This window comes from Psychrobacter sp. AT9, assembly GCF_047272965.1.
Classification (GTDB): domain Bacteria; phylum Pseudomonadota; class Gammaproteobacteria; order Pseudomonadales; family Moraxellaceae; genus Psychrobacter; species Psychrobacter glaciei.
In genome coordinates this window covers 2,569,148-2,583,568 of sequence record NZ_JBKOTW010000001.1, presented here as the reverse complement: position 1 = coordinate 2,583,568, position 14,421 = coordinate 2,569,148, and the positions used below count along the sequence as shown (strand labels likewise).

The window sequence follows — 14,421 nt, the reverse complement described above, 5'->3', positions numbered from 1 at the left end:
GCTTGAAGTATGACTTATACCTCTGCACTCAGTTGCCTTAACTCTCTTCTAAACTGAATCAACGATAGCATCAAAATAATTTAAATTCGTTCAATTAATTGCTTGCATTCTCATGTTATATCGCTATAATATTGCACCAATGGAGACGTGGCAGAGTGGTTGAATGCACCGGTCTTGAAAACCGACAAGGGTTTGTAGCCCTTCGAGAGTTCGAATCTCTCCGTCTCCTCCAAATTCGAAAGCCGCAATTATTATTAATGATTGCGGCTTTTTTTGTTGCATTTTTATTTTATATCGTTATAATGATCCACCAATGGAGACGTGGCAGAGTGGTTGAATGCACCGGTCTTGAAAACCGACAAGGGTTTGTAGCCCTTCGAGAGTTCGAATCTCTCCGTCTCCTCCAAATTCGAAAAAAGCCCCAATCAGCAATGATTGGGGCTTTTTTTATGATGAATTTTATAACACCACTTTTATCAATTATCTGAATGACTGCTTTTATTTTATCAGCGACTCATCGAACTCAATTTCTTGCCCATTCTCCAATATCAATGTGCCTTTACTGATCATAACAGTCATGTCTTTGGTGTTCTTAATGGCACGCATGACGTTAATGTCCTCAATACTACTTTCAATGATGATTTTGCCAGACTGTTCTGGTTTGATAGAGGGATTAAACTGGGTTAGTGGTACGTTAAAGCTTTTGCCTTGCGCCAGCTTAGTGTCTTGCATGGTCAGTGTTCCTTTAAAGCTTTTGATGGCTGCCTGACCGTGATTTGATAGCATAAACTGTAGTTTTACTTGGTTTAAGCTATCGTCGTCGCTGGTCTTGACTGGTAATAGAGCGACAGGGTAATTCTGTGCATTGGCACTATAAGTTGGCTGACTGCTGACAATAGGGCTTTTTTTACCGGTAGGGTTGTTTGGGTGCAAGCGTTCATATTCACGCTGTTGCACAAGGGCTTGCTTGATGGTGGTACGCGGCATCGCACCAGATTCGTATGCGTCACTGAGCTTCATTCGCAGCATATATCGGCTAAGTACTTGTTGATCGGGCTGGGATAATTGCTCAAAAGTTTGCCCCAATTTCTTTTGCCATTGGTCTGAATCTGTCGGTATGGTTGTTTTACTTGGGTCAGTCTGCGGCGATGAGCAGCCAGTCGCAATTACTAGCATTGCTACCGTCATGGTTGAAAACAAAGTTTTGTTGAAACGCTGATGTAAGCTCGTCATCGTACACCTCCTTGTAAATCTTTATTATGTTGAAACCCAATAAATAGTCGCGATTATTTTATTAATATACCTCGTTTAATGACAACTTGTGTTTAATTATGGCTAAATACGGTAGCAAATTTAATAGAGCGCTAAAAAAGACGAGTGACTTTAAGTACGAAAGGGAAGCACATAACGAGAAGCGGATTTAAAAAATATCAATAATGCTTTAATCTTTATAACAGACAAAAAAAGACCAAGTTCGCTGTAGCAAACTTGGTCTTTTCTAATAAAAATCATTGTGAGGTTTTATACGACCGACCAGTGACTTTTTAAATGTACTCTTCTAATGGCATTTAATGGCAGTGCTACTAATCGTTGTTCTGTAGCTCAGACAAAGGATGAGTAATATTGTTATTGTGCGTTAGCACAATAGCCTCATCGATGATATGTTGGCTCACACCGCGCTTACGGAGGGTTTCGATAAACACTTCATCATGGGCTAGGGTGTAATCCTGATGGTCACGATCGAGACCTTGGCGAATATACAAGCGTATAAGACCTTGAATACGTTTGAAACCTAACTCAGACGAAGTCGCTTCTAATAGCGAAATCATTTCTTCAGACAGACGAATGCTGACTGGCCGCATGATTTTTTGCGGATGATCAGAAAACTTATTTTTTATACGTACAGGTATCATAATAAACCATTACTTTTAGTGAGTAGGAGCAAAGCACTCAAACAAAAACAAACCCAATCAAGACTAACCTTACCATACAACAAAAATGTCTAAAAGAACACCGCAGCTGTGCTAATATTATTAGAAGTAAATATAAAAAGGGCAACAATAAAAAAACCTCCATCAAATTATGATGAAGGTCTTTAGTATATGGCTCTCCAACCTGGGCTCGAACCAGGGACACACGGATTAACAGTCCGTTGCTCTACCAACTGAGCTATTGGAGAATAGATGGTCATAACAGCAGATTATTCATGCTTTATATCAAAGCGATTACTTATCTTGTTTGCGTTATGTGGGGCACATTTTAGCCAAGTCGTTCGAGGCTGTCAACCTTATTATGACATTAATAATAAATATTGTCGTAACTTATCAAAAATAACCCGTAATCCTTTATTAAACGGGCTGTTTTGATGAACTTCTGCATCCGAAATATTTATCAAATGACTAAGACACACGTTAATCATTATGCCTTATAGAAAGTTTTGAGTGCTTTTGATAAATGCCTAGAACAAAGGTTTATCAGTGTTAGTTATCAGTCTTTACAATCATATTTGATTAGATGAATTGCCTATCTTTTTGAATACTAAGAGAATTTGCACATCTCCTAGAAATATAAAATTGTAAAATTACCTTCACATTGCTAGTTTATTTCTATAGAATACCGACCGTATGGTTTCTTTTGTATACGGTGCTTTGTCGCTATGTGCCATAAATTGTTATGGGTGTTCCAAATATGAGTCCTACCACTATTGCTTATGGATATTTAGCCATTGCCATCATTTGTGAAGTGATCGGCACTACCTTCTTGATGAAGTCAGAGCAGTTTACGCGTTTGGTACCGACGCTCATTATGGGTTTGCTTTATGTCATCTCGTTTTATTTGTTGACGCAGACCCTTAAAACCATACCGCTTGGTATTGCCTACGCGCTGTGGGGCGGACTCGGAATCGTACTGACATCACTCGTGGGCTTGGTGTTTTTTAAGCAAAGCCTCGATACAGCAGCAGCAGTTGGTATCGCTATGATTGTGGGCGGTGTGATGGTGATGAACTTATTCTCTAATTCTGTGGTGCATTGATATGGAAGTGGAAAACGCTTACAAACGTAAAAAACAGCCAGAAGTTGTGCGTCGGGCACTACTCGATCAGGCAGCACGAATAACGCTAGAGCAAGGGTTGTCTAAAGTGACCTTTCAAGCAGTCGCTGATGCCGTTGGGGTAACTAAAGGTGGCGTTATGCATCATTTCGCCACTAAAAACGCGCTTATTTTGGAAGTGTTTCATGATGCGATGGCGAAGTTTGAGGCAGAAGTAGATACAGCAATGGCTAAAGACCCCGTGCGCTATGGCTCTTTTACCCGCGCTTATATCGATGCCACGATTAGCCTAGGCGAAAAAGGACAGGCAGAATTTCATAGCCAAGCAACGTTGTATGTCTTGATGCTAGGCGATAGTGAGCTGCGCGAATTATGGGCTGAGTGGTCAAATCAGCAATTGAAAAAGCATGAGCCAACTGATAATACCGAGACCTTATGTATGGCACGTTTGGTCGCTGATGGGATTTGGCTCTCAGATTTTTCCGGCATTGACATAGTAGACAAACAGTCATTACGTGATCGCTTGATAAAAATGACACAACGTGGCTTCGATGCATAAAGATGGTGCAGCACGTTTATTAAAACGCTGCGCTCAAATAATTTATTAAAGAACAATTGATAAGTACATAACGATTTTTAGCCATATAACAAATTTTAGTCACACAACGACTTTTAATCACATAACGATATAACTTTTATTTTTAAAACTTAAACCATGATGACATTATTCGGTACTAGCTTGTTCATAAGGCCTTTGCCAGTCGTCAATAGGAGCACTGCATGACAGCTACTAATACAAACTCAAATAACTTAACAGACATTATCGACTTAGAACAAATTCAAACGGCTTATATTAACGGCCGTTACTTGGCGGTAGATGAAACGCTGACGACTTTTGAAGATATCAATCCAGCGACGGGTGAAGTGCTGGCGACCATCCAACAAACGACCAATGAGCAAATTGATGAGGCTGTTAAAGCAGCACAAAAAGGTCAAAAAGTTTGGGCAGCATTGACAGCGGTTGAGCGTGGTCGAATCCTATCAAAGGCCGTTGAGATATTACGCGAGCGCAATGACGTACTGGCATTGCTCGAAACCAAAGACACAGGTAAAGCGTACTCTGAAACCAAGTATGTCGATATCGTCACCGGTGCGGATGTCGTTGAATATTATGCGGGTCTGGCACCGATGATTGAAGGTCGTCAGATCCCATTGCGTGATACTAGCTTTGTCTACACTCGCCGCGAGCCACTTGGCGTAGTCGCTGGTATTGGTGCATGGAACTATCCGATTCAAATCGCGATGTGGAAGGCAGCACCAGCACTAGCTGCTGGTAACGCGATGATCTTCAAGCCGTCAGAAGTGACACCGTTAACTGCATTGAAACTGGCAGAAATTTTGACAGAAGCAGGCTTGCCAGATGGCGTGTTCAACGTCGTGCAAGGCAATTATAAAGTGGGTGAGGCATTAACTCAGCATCCTGATATCGCCAAAGTATCGTTTACCGGTGGCGTACCGACGGGTAAAAAAGTCATGTCGAGCGCGGCATCATCGTCTCTTAAAGATGTGACATTAGAGCTGGGTGGTAAATCGCCATTAATTATCTTTGATGATGCGGACATCGATACAGCTGCGGACATCGCAATGATGGCGAACTTCTATAGCAGTGGTCAGGTATGTACCAATGGTACGCGCGTGTTCATTCCTAAAGCGATGCAAGCTAAGTTTGAGCAGGCTATCTTAACGCGTGTTGAGCGTATTAAGTTAGGTGATCCAATGGATGAAAACATCAACATGGGCCCACTAGTCAGCTTCCCGCATATGGAAAGAGTGCTTGGTTATATCAAGCAAGGTAAAGCCAGTGGCGCACGCTTGCTAACAGGTGGTGACCGTGTGACGACAGGCGAATTGGCAAATGGCGCATTCGTGGCCCCAACGGTATTCACTGACTGTACTGATGAAATGACTATCGTACGTGAAGAAATCTTTGGCCCAGTGATGTCGATATTGACTTATGAGACCGAAGAAGAAGTCATTCGCCGTGCCAATGATACCGATTATGGATTGGCAGCTGGCGTCGTGACTGCTGATTTGACCCGAGCACATCGAGTCATTGCTCAAATTGAAGCGGGTATCTGCTGGTTAAATACATGGGGCGAATCAGCCGCTCAAATGCCAGTCGGCGGTTACAAGCATTCAGGTGTTGGCCGCGAAAACGGTATTGAAGCCCTTGAGCATTATACGCAGACCAAATCTATCCAAGTAGAGTTGGGCGCATTTGAATCTGTCTTTTAATCAATCTTATTGAGAAAGTTTTTGATCAGTTTTTTAATCAGTAAAGTAGTTCATTAGAGCTAATTTGTTCTTTGTTCGACTTTACTGATAGTAAATGATTTATTTTTCAATATTATGGAGCGTTTTATGACATCGACCACACCTGAGTATGACTACATTATCGTTGGTGCAGGATCAGCAGGCAATGTGCTAGCCACGCGTTTGACCGAAGATGCCAACATTAAGGTGCTGCTGCTAGAAGCGGGTCGTCCAGACCATCGCTTAGATTTTCGTACGCAGATGCCAGCAGCGCTCGCCATGCCGTTGCAAGGAACGACTTATAACTGGGGCTACAAGACAGATCCTGAACCGAATATGAATAATCGTGTAATGGACTGCGGTCGCGGTAAAGGACTTGGCGGCTCGTCATTGATTAACGGTATGTGTTATATCCGTGGTAATGCACTAGATTTTGATGATTGGTCTGAGATTAAAGGCTTAGAAGATTGGACGTATCTGGACTGCCTGCCTTATTTTAAAAAGTTAGAAAACCGCGATGCTGGCGAGAATGACTATCATGGTGTGGGTGGTCCTGTTGAGATGACCACCTCAAAACCTGGGGTCAATCCACTGTTTCAAGCGATGATTGAAGCTGGCGTGCAAGCTGGCTATCCAAGTACCGACGATTTAAACGGTTATCAGCAAGAAGGCTTCGGGCCAATGGATCGTTTTGTGACGCCCAATGGTCGCCGCGCTTCAACGGCTCGTGGTTATCTTGACCGTGCTAAGCCGCGCAGCAATATCACGATTTTGACAGGTGCATTGACCGATGTGATTTTGTTTGATGGTAAGCGTGCTATCGGTGTCAAAGTCGAGCATCAAGGTCAAACTAAGAACTTTCATGCCTCTCGTGAAGTGATTGTCTCATCGGGCGCGATTGCTTCGCCACAATTATTGCAGCGCTCTGGTATTGGCCCTGGTCAATGGCTAAAAGATCTAGGTGTTAATGAGATTATAGATTTACCAGGCGTTGGTAATAATCTGCAAGATCATTTAGAGCTGTATATGCAGTATGAATGTAAGCTGCCAGTGTCGATTGCACCTGCCAATAAATGGTGGAACAAGCCCGCCATCGGCGCGGAGTGGTTATTCAATGGTACGGGTCTTGGCGCGTCAAATCAGTTCGAAGGTGGCGGATTTATTCGTACCGATGAGAAGTTCACGCATCCTAATATTCAGTACCATTTCTTGCCATTGGCTGTACGTTATGATGGTCGCAGTGCCGTGAAGTCTCATAGCTTCCAAGCACACGTGGGCTCATTACGCTCGCCAAGTCGCGGTCGTGTCAAGCTGACCTCTAAAGACCCAAGTGCGCATCCGAGTATCTTGTTTAACTATATGTCTCATGATCAAGATTGGCAAGAGTTCCGTGCTGCCATGCGCATCACTCGTGAGATTATGCATCAGCCAGCGCTAGACCCTTATCGTGGTCGCTCGATTGCACCAACGGATGATCTAGTGACTGATGCGCAGTTGGACGAATATGTCCGTAATCACAGCGAGACGGCTTATCATCCCTCTTGTACCTGTGCGATGGGCGAAGACAACGATTCGGTCGTCAATGGTGAAGGGTTAGTACATGGTATCGATGGCTTGCGCGTCGTTGATGCGTCTATCATGCCAAATATCATCAGTGGTAATCTCAACGCGACGACTATTATGTTGGCAGAAAAAATCGTTGATAAAATGCGCGGCGTACAGCTGCCACGCTCGACGGTAGATTATTTTACTGCCAATGGTGCGCCATTGAGAGCTGAGCCGATGCGTGCTTATGGCTCTGTTTAAATTAAATATTAATAAGAAGGCCTTTTTATAAAGGTCTTTTTTATCCGTGCTACTGTTTTAGAAAACGAACACCATTAAAATTGATTTTTTAATGACTTACCTTGTTGTTTAAGTAATTACTGAAGTAGCCATTATGGAAGTGGTCATTACTTGAGCAACAAATTTTTATTTATTGGTACTGCTTTGTGCGTCATGCAGTTATTTGTATGTCACGCGGTTATCAGTCATAAAGTTATGACGGACAAAGCAATATCAGACCCTGTTTAATTTACCTATTGAGGTCTTTTATGTACAGCTCGCCATCAAAGGATGCGACGAAACCCCTGACTCTAAATAAGACGGTTTTTTTAGGCTCAGCTATTATTTCTATTTTATTGATAATCTGGACGATTGCGTTTCCAGATTATAGTGAGGCATTATTAAGTTCAAGTATGGCATGGGTATCAGAGAGCTTTGGCTGGTATTACATGCTGGTGGTTGCCGCTTATAGTATATTTGCCTTGTTTGTTGGCTTTTCTAAGTATGGCGATATCAAGCTTGGTCAAGATCACGAAAAAGCGCAATTTCCCTTTTTAGCGTGGGCCGCGATGCTGTTCTCCGCTGGTATCGGCATTGATTTATTGTTCTTTGGTGCGTCTGAGCCGTTGATGCATTACCTGACGCCGCATACGGGGCTCGAGCCTGCCAGTGAGGCGGCTATGCGTGAAGCACTTGCGCAGACCTTTTTACATTGGGGTCTACATGGCTGGGGCATTTATGCCTTAATCGGGATGGCATTGGCGTACTTTGCTTACCGTAAAAACATGCCACTCGCGTTACGTTCACCACTGACGCCTATCTTTGGCGAGCGCTTAATTAAAGGCTGGCTTGGTGATGGTATCGATACCTTTGGTGTGGTTTGTACCTTGATGGGTATCGCGACCAGTTTGGGTATTGGTGTATTGCAAGCCAATGCGGGTTTGACTCATGTGTTTGGGATTGAATCTAGCAAAATGGTTCAAACCTTTATCATCATAGGTGTGGTCGCTGCCGCGGCGATCTCTGCGATGACTGGTGTAGAAAGAGGTGTCCGCCGTTTATCCGAATTCAACATGCTGTCTTCGATATTGCTATTAATCGCGATATTAGTGATGGGTAACACGGTTTATTTGCTGAATACCTTTACCCAAAATATTGGTCAATACTTCCAAACCATCGTTTTCAAAACCTTTGATGTTTATGCTTATGATGGTCAAGCTGGCGCTGACTGGAAGTCAGGCTGGACGATATTTTTCTGGGCATGGTGGGTCGCTTGGGCACCGTTCGTAGGTCTGTTTATTGCGCGTATTAGCCGTGGTCGTACCCTGCGTGAGTTCGTATTTGGTGTGATGTTTATCCCACTTGGTTTCATCTTTGCTTGGTTCTCTATCTTTGGTAATTCAGCGATAGATTTGGTTGCCAATGGTGCCACTGAACTTGGTGAAATCGCAGTCAATGATGCGGCAATGGGCATGTTTGCCTTGTTTGAGTATTTTCCTTACAGTGAAGTGCTATCATTTGCAGGTGTTGTGATCGGGTTAGTATTCTTTGTGACCTCAGCTGACTCAGGCGCTTTAGTATTGGCGAACCTAAGCTCAAGAGGAATGACCAATGATACCGACGCACCAGTTTGGTTGCGCCTGTTTTGGGCAGCGGCAACCGGTCTTATTACCTTAGGCTTATTGTTTGCTGGTGGTTTTGCCTCATTACAGTCAGTATCTGTGATTGCAGGTTTGCCATTCTCACTTATCCTTGTGCTCTATATGGTGGCGATGTGGAGATCATTAAAAGAAGAGGGCAATAAGCGCAAAGCCAGTACGATTGGTACGGCTAACGTGCTAGATAGCGGTAAGAGCTGGAAAGCTCGCTTGCAACGTATTGTTAGCTTCCCTAAACATGCACAAGTTGAACGGTTTTTACAAAATGTGGTCAGACCTGCCATGACGGAAGTTGAAAAAGAGTTTGCCGCAGGTGGTCTAAAAACCTCTTTGGATATCCGTAACCCTGAACATATCGGACAAGATATAGATGAGGGTATGGACGAGAGTAGCGGTCAAATAGATGGTCTCAAATTGCGAGTTGGACATGGCGATGAAGACGACTTTATTTATGAAGTTAACTTGATTAAAGCTGAGCGTCCTAACTTTACATTGAGCACGTCAACTAAGAACGCAGAGTACTATTATCGTGCGGAAGTGTTCTTGAGCGAAGGCTCGCAAGAGTATGACTTGGTTGGCTACTCCAAAGAGCAAGTATTGGTCGATATCTTAAATCAGTACGAGCGTCATTTGCAGTATCTACATTTAGAGCGTTAATTGATTTACAAATACGTTCTGAATATTTAAGTAAAAATATTGTAAGAAATAACCCCATAAGTTGAATACAGCTTATGGGGTTTATTTATGCCTCACAACCTAAATGATGACACGCTCTAATAAAGCGCACCAATATAAGGTAAAATTCATTTAGACCGCGTCGATACGTGGTAACGATTCAGCAAAGGATAAATTTGTGACCACATTAAAGTACATCGCTCATTATTCTGAGCAAATTCAAACCCAAGCCGCGTTACTCATTAGCGAAGGTAAACTGGGCGCTTATCTAGAAAAAAAGTATCCCACTCAGCATCAGGTGCAAAGCGATAAGGTGCTTTATCAATATATCAATGACATTAAAAACCAGTATATGCGCAAAGTTGGCCCGTTATCGAATGTCAGTTATAGCAGCAAATTAAAAGTCTTAAAACATGCGCTGGGTATTCATACCACTCAGTCTCGCGTACAGGGCAGTAAGCTGAAATCGCACAATAGCATCACCGTGGCGAGCTTATTTCAAGAAGCACCGCCTGAGTTTTTGCGCATGATCGTCGTGCATGAGTTGGCGCATTTTAAAGAGCATGAGCACAACAAAGCATTTTATCAATTATGCTGCCATATGGAGCCTGAATATCACCAGTTTGAGTTAGATACACGGCTTTGGTTGCACTGGCGAGAGTTGTAGCATTAATAGCAACATTAATAAGGTTCATAGTAATCTTAATAACAGCCACATAAATATCGTGTCCTTTTCTGTGGCAATCATCTGAGCCGCTAGGGCGTGTCCTCAATTCAATTGATCATATCTAAACGGGCTAAAAATGGCTAAATTTTGCCAAACATCGTTAAATAGCTGGTTAATATCCCGATATTATCTGCGCTATTTTCCTTGTTTGACTGCAATTTATCTCATTTTTATCACCATTTTTAAAATGAGGACACGCCCTAGAATTACGTTATAATCCTAACCAAATAATCTATACCCCAAGTCAATAAAAGGTTGTAAGCAATGATTAATACCAAAATATATAAATCTATTTATAAATTGGCAGAAGAGTTACTAGAGGCTGACCGTATCGGTAATCAAGAAAAATTTGATGCGTTTTATGCTGAGCTAAAAGCCATCTGTACTGATAACGAAAATACAGACAAAGATCATCCAGAGCAGTGGGAAACGCTTGCTGATTTTACAGAAGATTTGGACGAAGCACTGGTCATTTATGACAAAGCACTAACCAAAGCCACGGCGATCAATTCGAAAGATCATCTGTCGTCGATTGCTTTTTCTATGGCGGTGCTACAGCTTGAGACAGGTAACAAAGAAGCGGCTATTCAAAGTCTACAAAATGCCAAAATCACGGCAAATAAGATTGAGGATAAAGAGTTTAAGGTTGAGATAGATGAAATGCTGACTAAGTTGTTGGGTGAGTAGTTTCAATTAAGCAGGAATGATTTTATATGCAAGATAGACCTATCAATAACTTCACCACGTTTCGCTCAGTTTGAAGCAGGCGATATGAGGATTAAACGTGATGTTAATGAGTTACTTAAAGCTTTAATGATTAGTTTTAAAAAAAAGTTGGCGCTGATTTGACTTCGTCAGTTGTGATACCAAAAAAGCTAAGCAACGCCGGTGTAATGAAATCGTGTGACACAGGCTGGCGGATCATAGTAGAAAGACTGTTTGCATCGATATTATTACTATCTGGCGACCAAATAATTGCAGGTATGTGTTTTTGGATATCTGGTTCAAACTTATATGGCAGACCGTGCAGATAAATATCATTTTCACCCAAGCTCTCGCCATGATCACTAATATATATCATCACTACATCATAACCTTGTTCATAAGGTTTCAAAGTATCGATCATGGTACTTAAAAAGTAGTCAGTATAGCGAATGGCAGTATCGTCGCCATTTATTACTGACTGCGCATCACATTTAGACCGCTCGTTGGTCATACAGACAGATTTGTATTCTTTAAATGCTTTAGGGTAGCGCTGATAGTAGGCGAGGCCGTAACTGCCCATCTTATGCAGGGTTCATCATTGCCAACAACTGAGGTTTGTTCTTTATGGTGATAAAACCATAGTGCATATCGATAGTGCCCTGTTTTTGCCACGATTGAATGATTTTATTAATGGTTTGTCTGGTGGTACCCAGCATAAAGCCAAGCTCTTCTTGTGATAAGCGTAAGTCTATTTTGATATCGCCACCCACCTGCTCGCCATAATTACTAATGAGCCCAATGAGCATGCTAGCCAGTCGTGCTGAGGTGTTTAATGAGGTGGCATCATCAATCCACTCAAACGCTCTGCGAATGCGTGCACAAGTAATGAGTGCGAGATGCTTGTATAGAATAGGATGCTGTTGCGCCGTCTGAACCACCATACTTCTAGGGATAGAAATCAGAGTAACTTTGTTGATGGTCCACGCATCATGGGTACGTGGGTTGTCATCGATGATAGATATCTCACCAAACCATTCACCACTCGATAGGTGTGCCAGTGTCATGGCATGTCCACTAACGCTCACATTACATACTCTAATGGTACCTGACACAATAAAATGTAGGGCGGCATCCTCGTTGTCACCGATAGCATGAATCATTTGACCTTTTTGGTATACTTTTAGCACAGCAGCACGTGCCAACAGTGGTTGCACATCGGCTAGCAATTGTGTAAACCATGGGTCGTTATTCAAAATATAATTGATATTCATAAGTGTAATGTTTTTGACAGATTTGGTTTTATAAAATGGTATAGAGTGATCATTCAGGATATTTAAGACAGTAAAGGATGACACCATGCAAACTGATTCAACATCGAGTGTACACCATAATGTGAGCGAACAAGAGTGGCAAATGCGAGTCGATCTTGCTGCTTGCTATCGAATCATTGCCTCCTATGGCTGGGACGACTTGGTATTTACGCATATCTCTGCCCGTGTACCAGGCACTGAGGATGAATTTTTAATCAATCCTTATGGCATGCTATTCGAGGAAATCACCGCTTCTAGCTTAGTCAAAGTCAACAAAGCGGGCGAAAAAATATCGCCATCAGAATACAACGTCAATCCAGCTGGATTTATCATTCATAGTGCTGTACATGAAGCCCGCCATGATGCTCATTGCGTCATCCATTTGCACACAAACGATGGTGTCGCGATCGCGACCCAAGAGCAAGGCCTACTGCCTATCTCGCAGCAGTCATTATTTCCACTCTCTAATTTGGCCTATCACAACTATGAAGGTGTCGCCCTAAACCCAGAAGAAAAAGTCCGCTTGGTTGACGACTTAGGTGATGCGCACTTTATGATTCTGCGCAACCATGGTCTGCTTACCTGTGCTGATACCGTGGCAAATGCATTCTTATATATGTACCTCATGCAAAGAGCCTGCGAGATTCAAATCAAAGCGCAAAGCGGTGGCAGCGTACTGACCCCAATACCAGCACAAATACTGGCGGGTATCAAAGCTGCATCAGAACAAGTCACCAAAGGCGCAAATGGCGACATCGCATGGCCTGCATTGCTAAGAAAACTACGCCGCACCGACCCATCATTTGAGGAGTAAGTGAGCAATGATCACCTTGAGTGAGTGGGAGCAGCAGGGACAATATGAATCGATTCATGGGCATCAAATTTTTACGCGTTATGCCGGAGACAAACGCGCACCCGTGTTGCTATTGATTCATGGTTATCCTAGTGCCAGTTGGGACTGGGAGGGCATGTGGAATGCACTCACTAAACGCTATTATGTGGTTACTCTCGATATGCTTGGGTTTGGTTTTTCAGACAAACCCAAAAACGCCTGTTATTTAATTCGCCAACAAGCAGATATCTACGAGTGTCTTTTGGATAAGCTTGATGTCAGTGATTACCATATATTGGCGCATGATTATGGTGACACAGTGGCGCAAGAGCTGCTAGCGAGGCAAGTAGAAGGCAATAACTACATGCATATTACCAGTGTTTGCTTTTTAAACGGTGGACTTTTTCCTGAAATGCACAAACCTATCTTGATACAAAAACTGCTACTATCGCCACTTGGACCTTTGGTATCAAAATTCATCAACAAGCAGAAATTCACGACCAGCTTGCAGCAAGTATTTGGGCCCAATACACAGCCAACTCCTGATGTCATCGATGCCCTATGGCAACTGCTGACACACAATCAGGGGTTAAAAGTGATGCACAGATTGATTAATTACATCCCTCAACGTCAGCAATACCGCGAGCGTTGGGTAGGTGCCATTATCAATAGTACTATACCTGTAAAACTGATCGCTGGTGCAAAAGACCCTATCTCAGGTCAGCATATGATTGACCATTATCGTAAGTTGATACCAAATGCTAACGCGACGGAAATGCCTATGTTAGGTCACTATCCGCAAGTCGAAGATGCTGGGGCTATTACCGCTGTTTACTTGCGATTTAGGGATAATATCAACTAAGCAATAACAATGTAATCTAAGCAATAAAGCACCTATAAAAAAGCAGGGCATCAATCGATGCCCTGCTTTTTTTGTTCATCATGATCGATAATAAAACCATAGCAACTGATAAAAGCAGCAATGAGCCAAAGAGTAAGTATTAAAAAATACTATAGGTAAGTTATATGAATTTAGTCGTATAAATATTTTAAATACACGTATTTATACATCAGTATTTTTTGCATATATTTTATTTTTATGTACTCGATTGTCTTGTATACAAAGGCCTGAAATCAAAAAACGGCTAGAGTTTTTTAGATGCCGAATGGTGTGTTACAAATATATATTATGCAAATATTTTTAAGGGTAAATATTGTATTTATTTACATAAATTATCGTAATAATTGCATCATAGCAATGTTTTTGTTGTGATTAAATTAATAATAATTACACAAAGTTTATATATAGTATTTTTAGTTATTGAT

Annotated in this window: 13 protein-coding genes and 3 tRNA genes; 11 read left to right on the top strand and 5 right to left on the bottom strand. The window is 42.2% G+C overall.

Annotated elements, in window-relative coordinates:
* Window positions 1–141: 141 nt before the first annotated feature.
* Window positions 142–232: transfer RNA gene (locus ACMFL8_RS10805), tRNA-Ser, on the top strand.
* 83 nt (window positions 233–315) lie between these two features.
* Window positions 316–406: transfer RNA gene (locus tag ACMFL8_RS10800), tRNA-Ser, on the top strand.
* Window positions 407–498: 92 nt separating this feature from the next.
* Here ACMFL8_RS10800 and ACMFL8_RS10795 read toward each other — a convergent pair.
* From ACMFL8_RS10795 to ACMFL8_RS10785, 3 genes are all read right to left on the bottom strand, one after another.
* On the bottom strand, window positions 499–1,233 hold the full coding sequence (locus tag ACMFL8_RS10795) for a hypothetical protein (protein WP_413190977.1): 735 nt from the start codon (window positions 1,231–1,233) through the stop codon (window positions 499–501).
* Window positions 1,234–1,583: 350 nt separating this feature from the next.
* A complete protein-coding gene (locus tag ACMFL8_RS10790) occupies window positions 1,584–1,913 on the bottom strand; it encodes a CopG family transcriptional regulator (protein ID WP_352311015.1) in 330 nt (109 codons plus the stop codon).
* A gap of 190 nt (window positions 1,914–2,103) precedes the next feature.
* Window positions 2,104–2,179 (bottom strand) — tRNA-Asn (locus ACMFL8_RS10785).
* Between the two features lie 509 nt (window positions 2,180–2,688).
* On the opposite strand from ACMFL8_RS10785, the gene ACMFL8_RS10780 reads away from it, so the two are divergent.
* The 7 genes from ACMFL8_RS10780 to ACMFL8_RS10750 all read left to right on the top strand — a co-directional run bounded on the left by ACMFL8_RS10780 (window position 2,689) and on the right by ACMFL8_RS10750 (window position 10,935).
* Entirely contained in the window at window positions 2,689–3,033 is a 345-nt protein-coding gene (locus ACMFL8_RS10780; RefSeq protein ID WP_010196452.1) for a DMT family transporter, read from the top strand.
* Window position 3,034: 1 nt separating this feature from the next.
* Window positions 3,035–3,610, top strand: a complete 576-nt coding sequence (locus ACMFL8_RS10775) for a TetR/AcrR family transcriptional regulator (protein ID WP_189580347.1) — start codon at window positions 3,035–3,037, stop codon at window positions 3,608–3,610.
* 221 nt (window positions 3,611–3,831) lie between these two features.
* Window positions 3,832–5,346: a betaine-aldehyde dehydrogenase gene (gene betB, locus ACMFL8_RS10770; RefSeq protein ID WP_413190976.1), complete on the top strand. Its 1,515-nt coding sequence runs from the start codon at window positions 3,832–3,834 to the stop codon at window positions 5,344–5,346.
* Between the two features lie 126 nt (window positions 5,347–5,472).
* Window positions 5,473–7,170, top strand: a complete 1,698-nt coding sequence (gene betA, locus ACMFL8_RS10765) for a choline dehydrogenase (RefSeq protein WP_413190975.1) — start codon at window positions 5,473–5,475, stop codon at window positions 7,168–7,170.
* Between the two features lie 287 nt (window positions 7,171–7,457).
* Window positions 7,458–9,503: a choline BCCT transporter BetT gene (gene betT, locus ACMFL8_RS10760; RefSeq protein WP_194619092.1), complete on the top strand. Its 2,046-nt coding sequence runs from the start codon at window positions 7,458–7,460 to the stop codon at window positions 9,501–9,503.
* A gap of 196 nt (window positions 9,504–9,699) precedes the next feature.
* Window positions 9,700–10,188 (top strand): M48 family metallopeptidase, encoded by a 489-nt coding sequence (locus tag ACMFL8_RS10755; RefSeq protein WP_240215372.1) that lies wholly within the window; start codon window positions 9,700–9,702, stop codon window positions 10,186–10,188.
* A gap of 324 nt (window positions 10,189–10,512) precedes the next feature.
* Window positions 10,513–10,935, top strand: a complete 423-nt coding sequence (locus ACMFL8_RS10750) for a tetratricopeptide repeat protein (protein WP_352311026.1) — start codon at window positions 10,513–10,515, stop codon at window positions 10,933–10,935.
* A 136-nt stretch (window positions 10,936–11,071) separates the two neighbouring features.
* On the opposite strand, the gene ACMFL8_RS10745 is transcribed toward ACMFL8_RS10750, so the two are convergent.
* Both ACMFL8_RS10745 and ACMFL8_RS10740 read right to left on the bottom strand, forming a co-directional pair.
* Window positions 11,072–11,533, bottom strand: coding sequence for a sulfatase-like hydrolase/transferase (locus ACMFL8_RS10745; RefSeq protein WP_413190974.1), 462 nt, complete (start codon window positions 11,531–11,533; stop codon window positions 11,072–11,074).
* A 1-nt stretch (window position 11,534) separates the two neighbouring features.
* A complete protein-coding gene (locus ACMFL8_RS10740; RefSeq protein WP_413190973.1) occupies window positions 11,535–12,224 on the bottom strand; it encodes a Crp/Fnr family transcriptional regulator in 690 nt (229 codons plus the stop codon).
* 85 nt (window positions 12,225–12,309) lie between these two features.
* On the opposite strand from ACMFL8_RS10740, the gene ACMFL8_RS10735 reads away from it, so the two are divergent.
* Together ACMFL8_RS10735 and ACMFL8_RS10730 are read left to right on the top strand one after the other, a co-directional pair.
* Window positions 12,310–13,077, top strand: coding sequence for a class II aldolase/adducin family protein (locus ACMFL8_RS10735; RefSeq protein WP_413190972.1), 768 nt, complete (start codon window positions 12,310–12,312; stop codon window positions 13,075–13,077).
* A gap of 7 nt (window positions 13,078–13,084) precedes the next feature.
* Window positions 13,085–13,957, top strand: coding sequence for an alpha/beta fold hydrolase (locus tag ACMFL8_RS10730; RefSeq protein WP_413190971.1), 873 nt, complete (start codon window positions 13,085–13,087; stop codon window positions 13,955–13,957).
* Window positions 13,958–14,421: the final 464 nt, after the last annotated feature.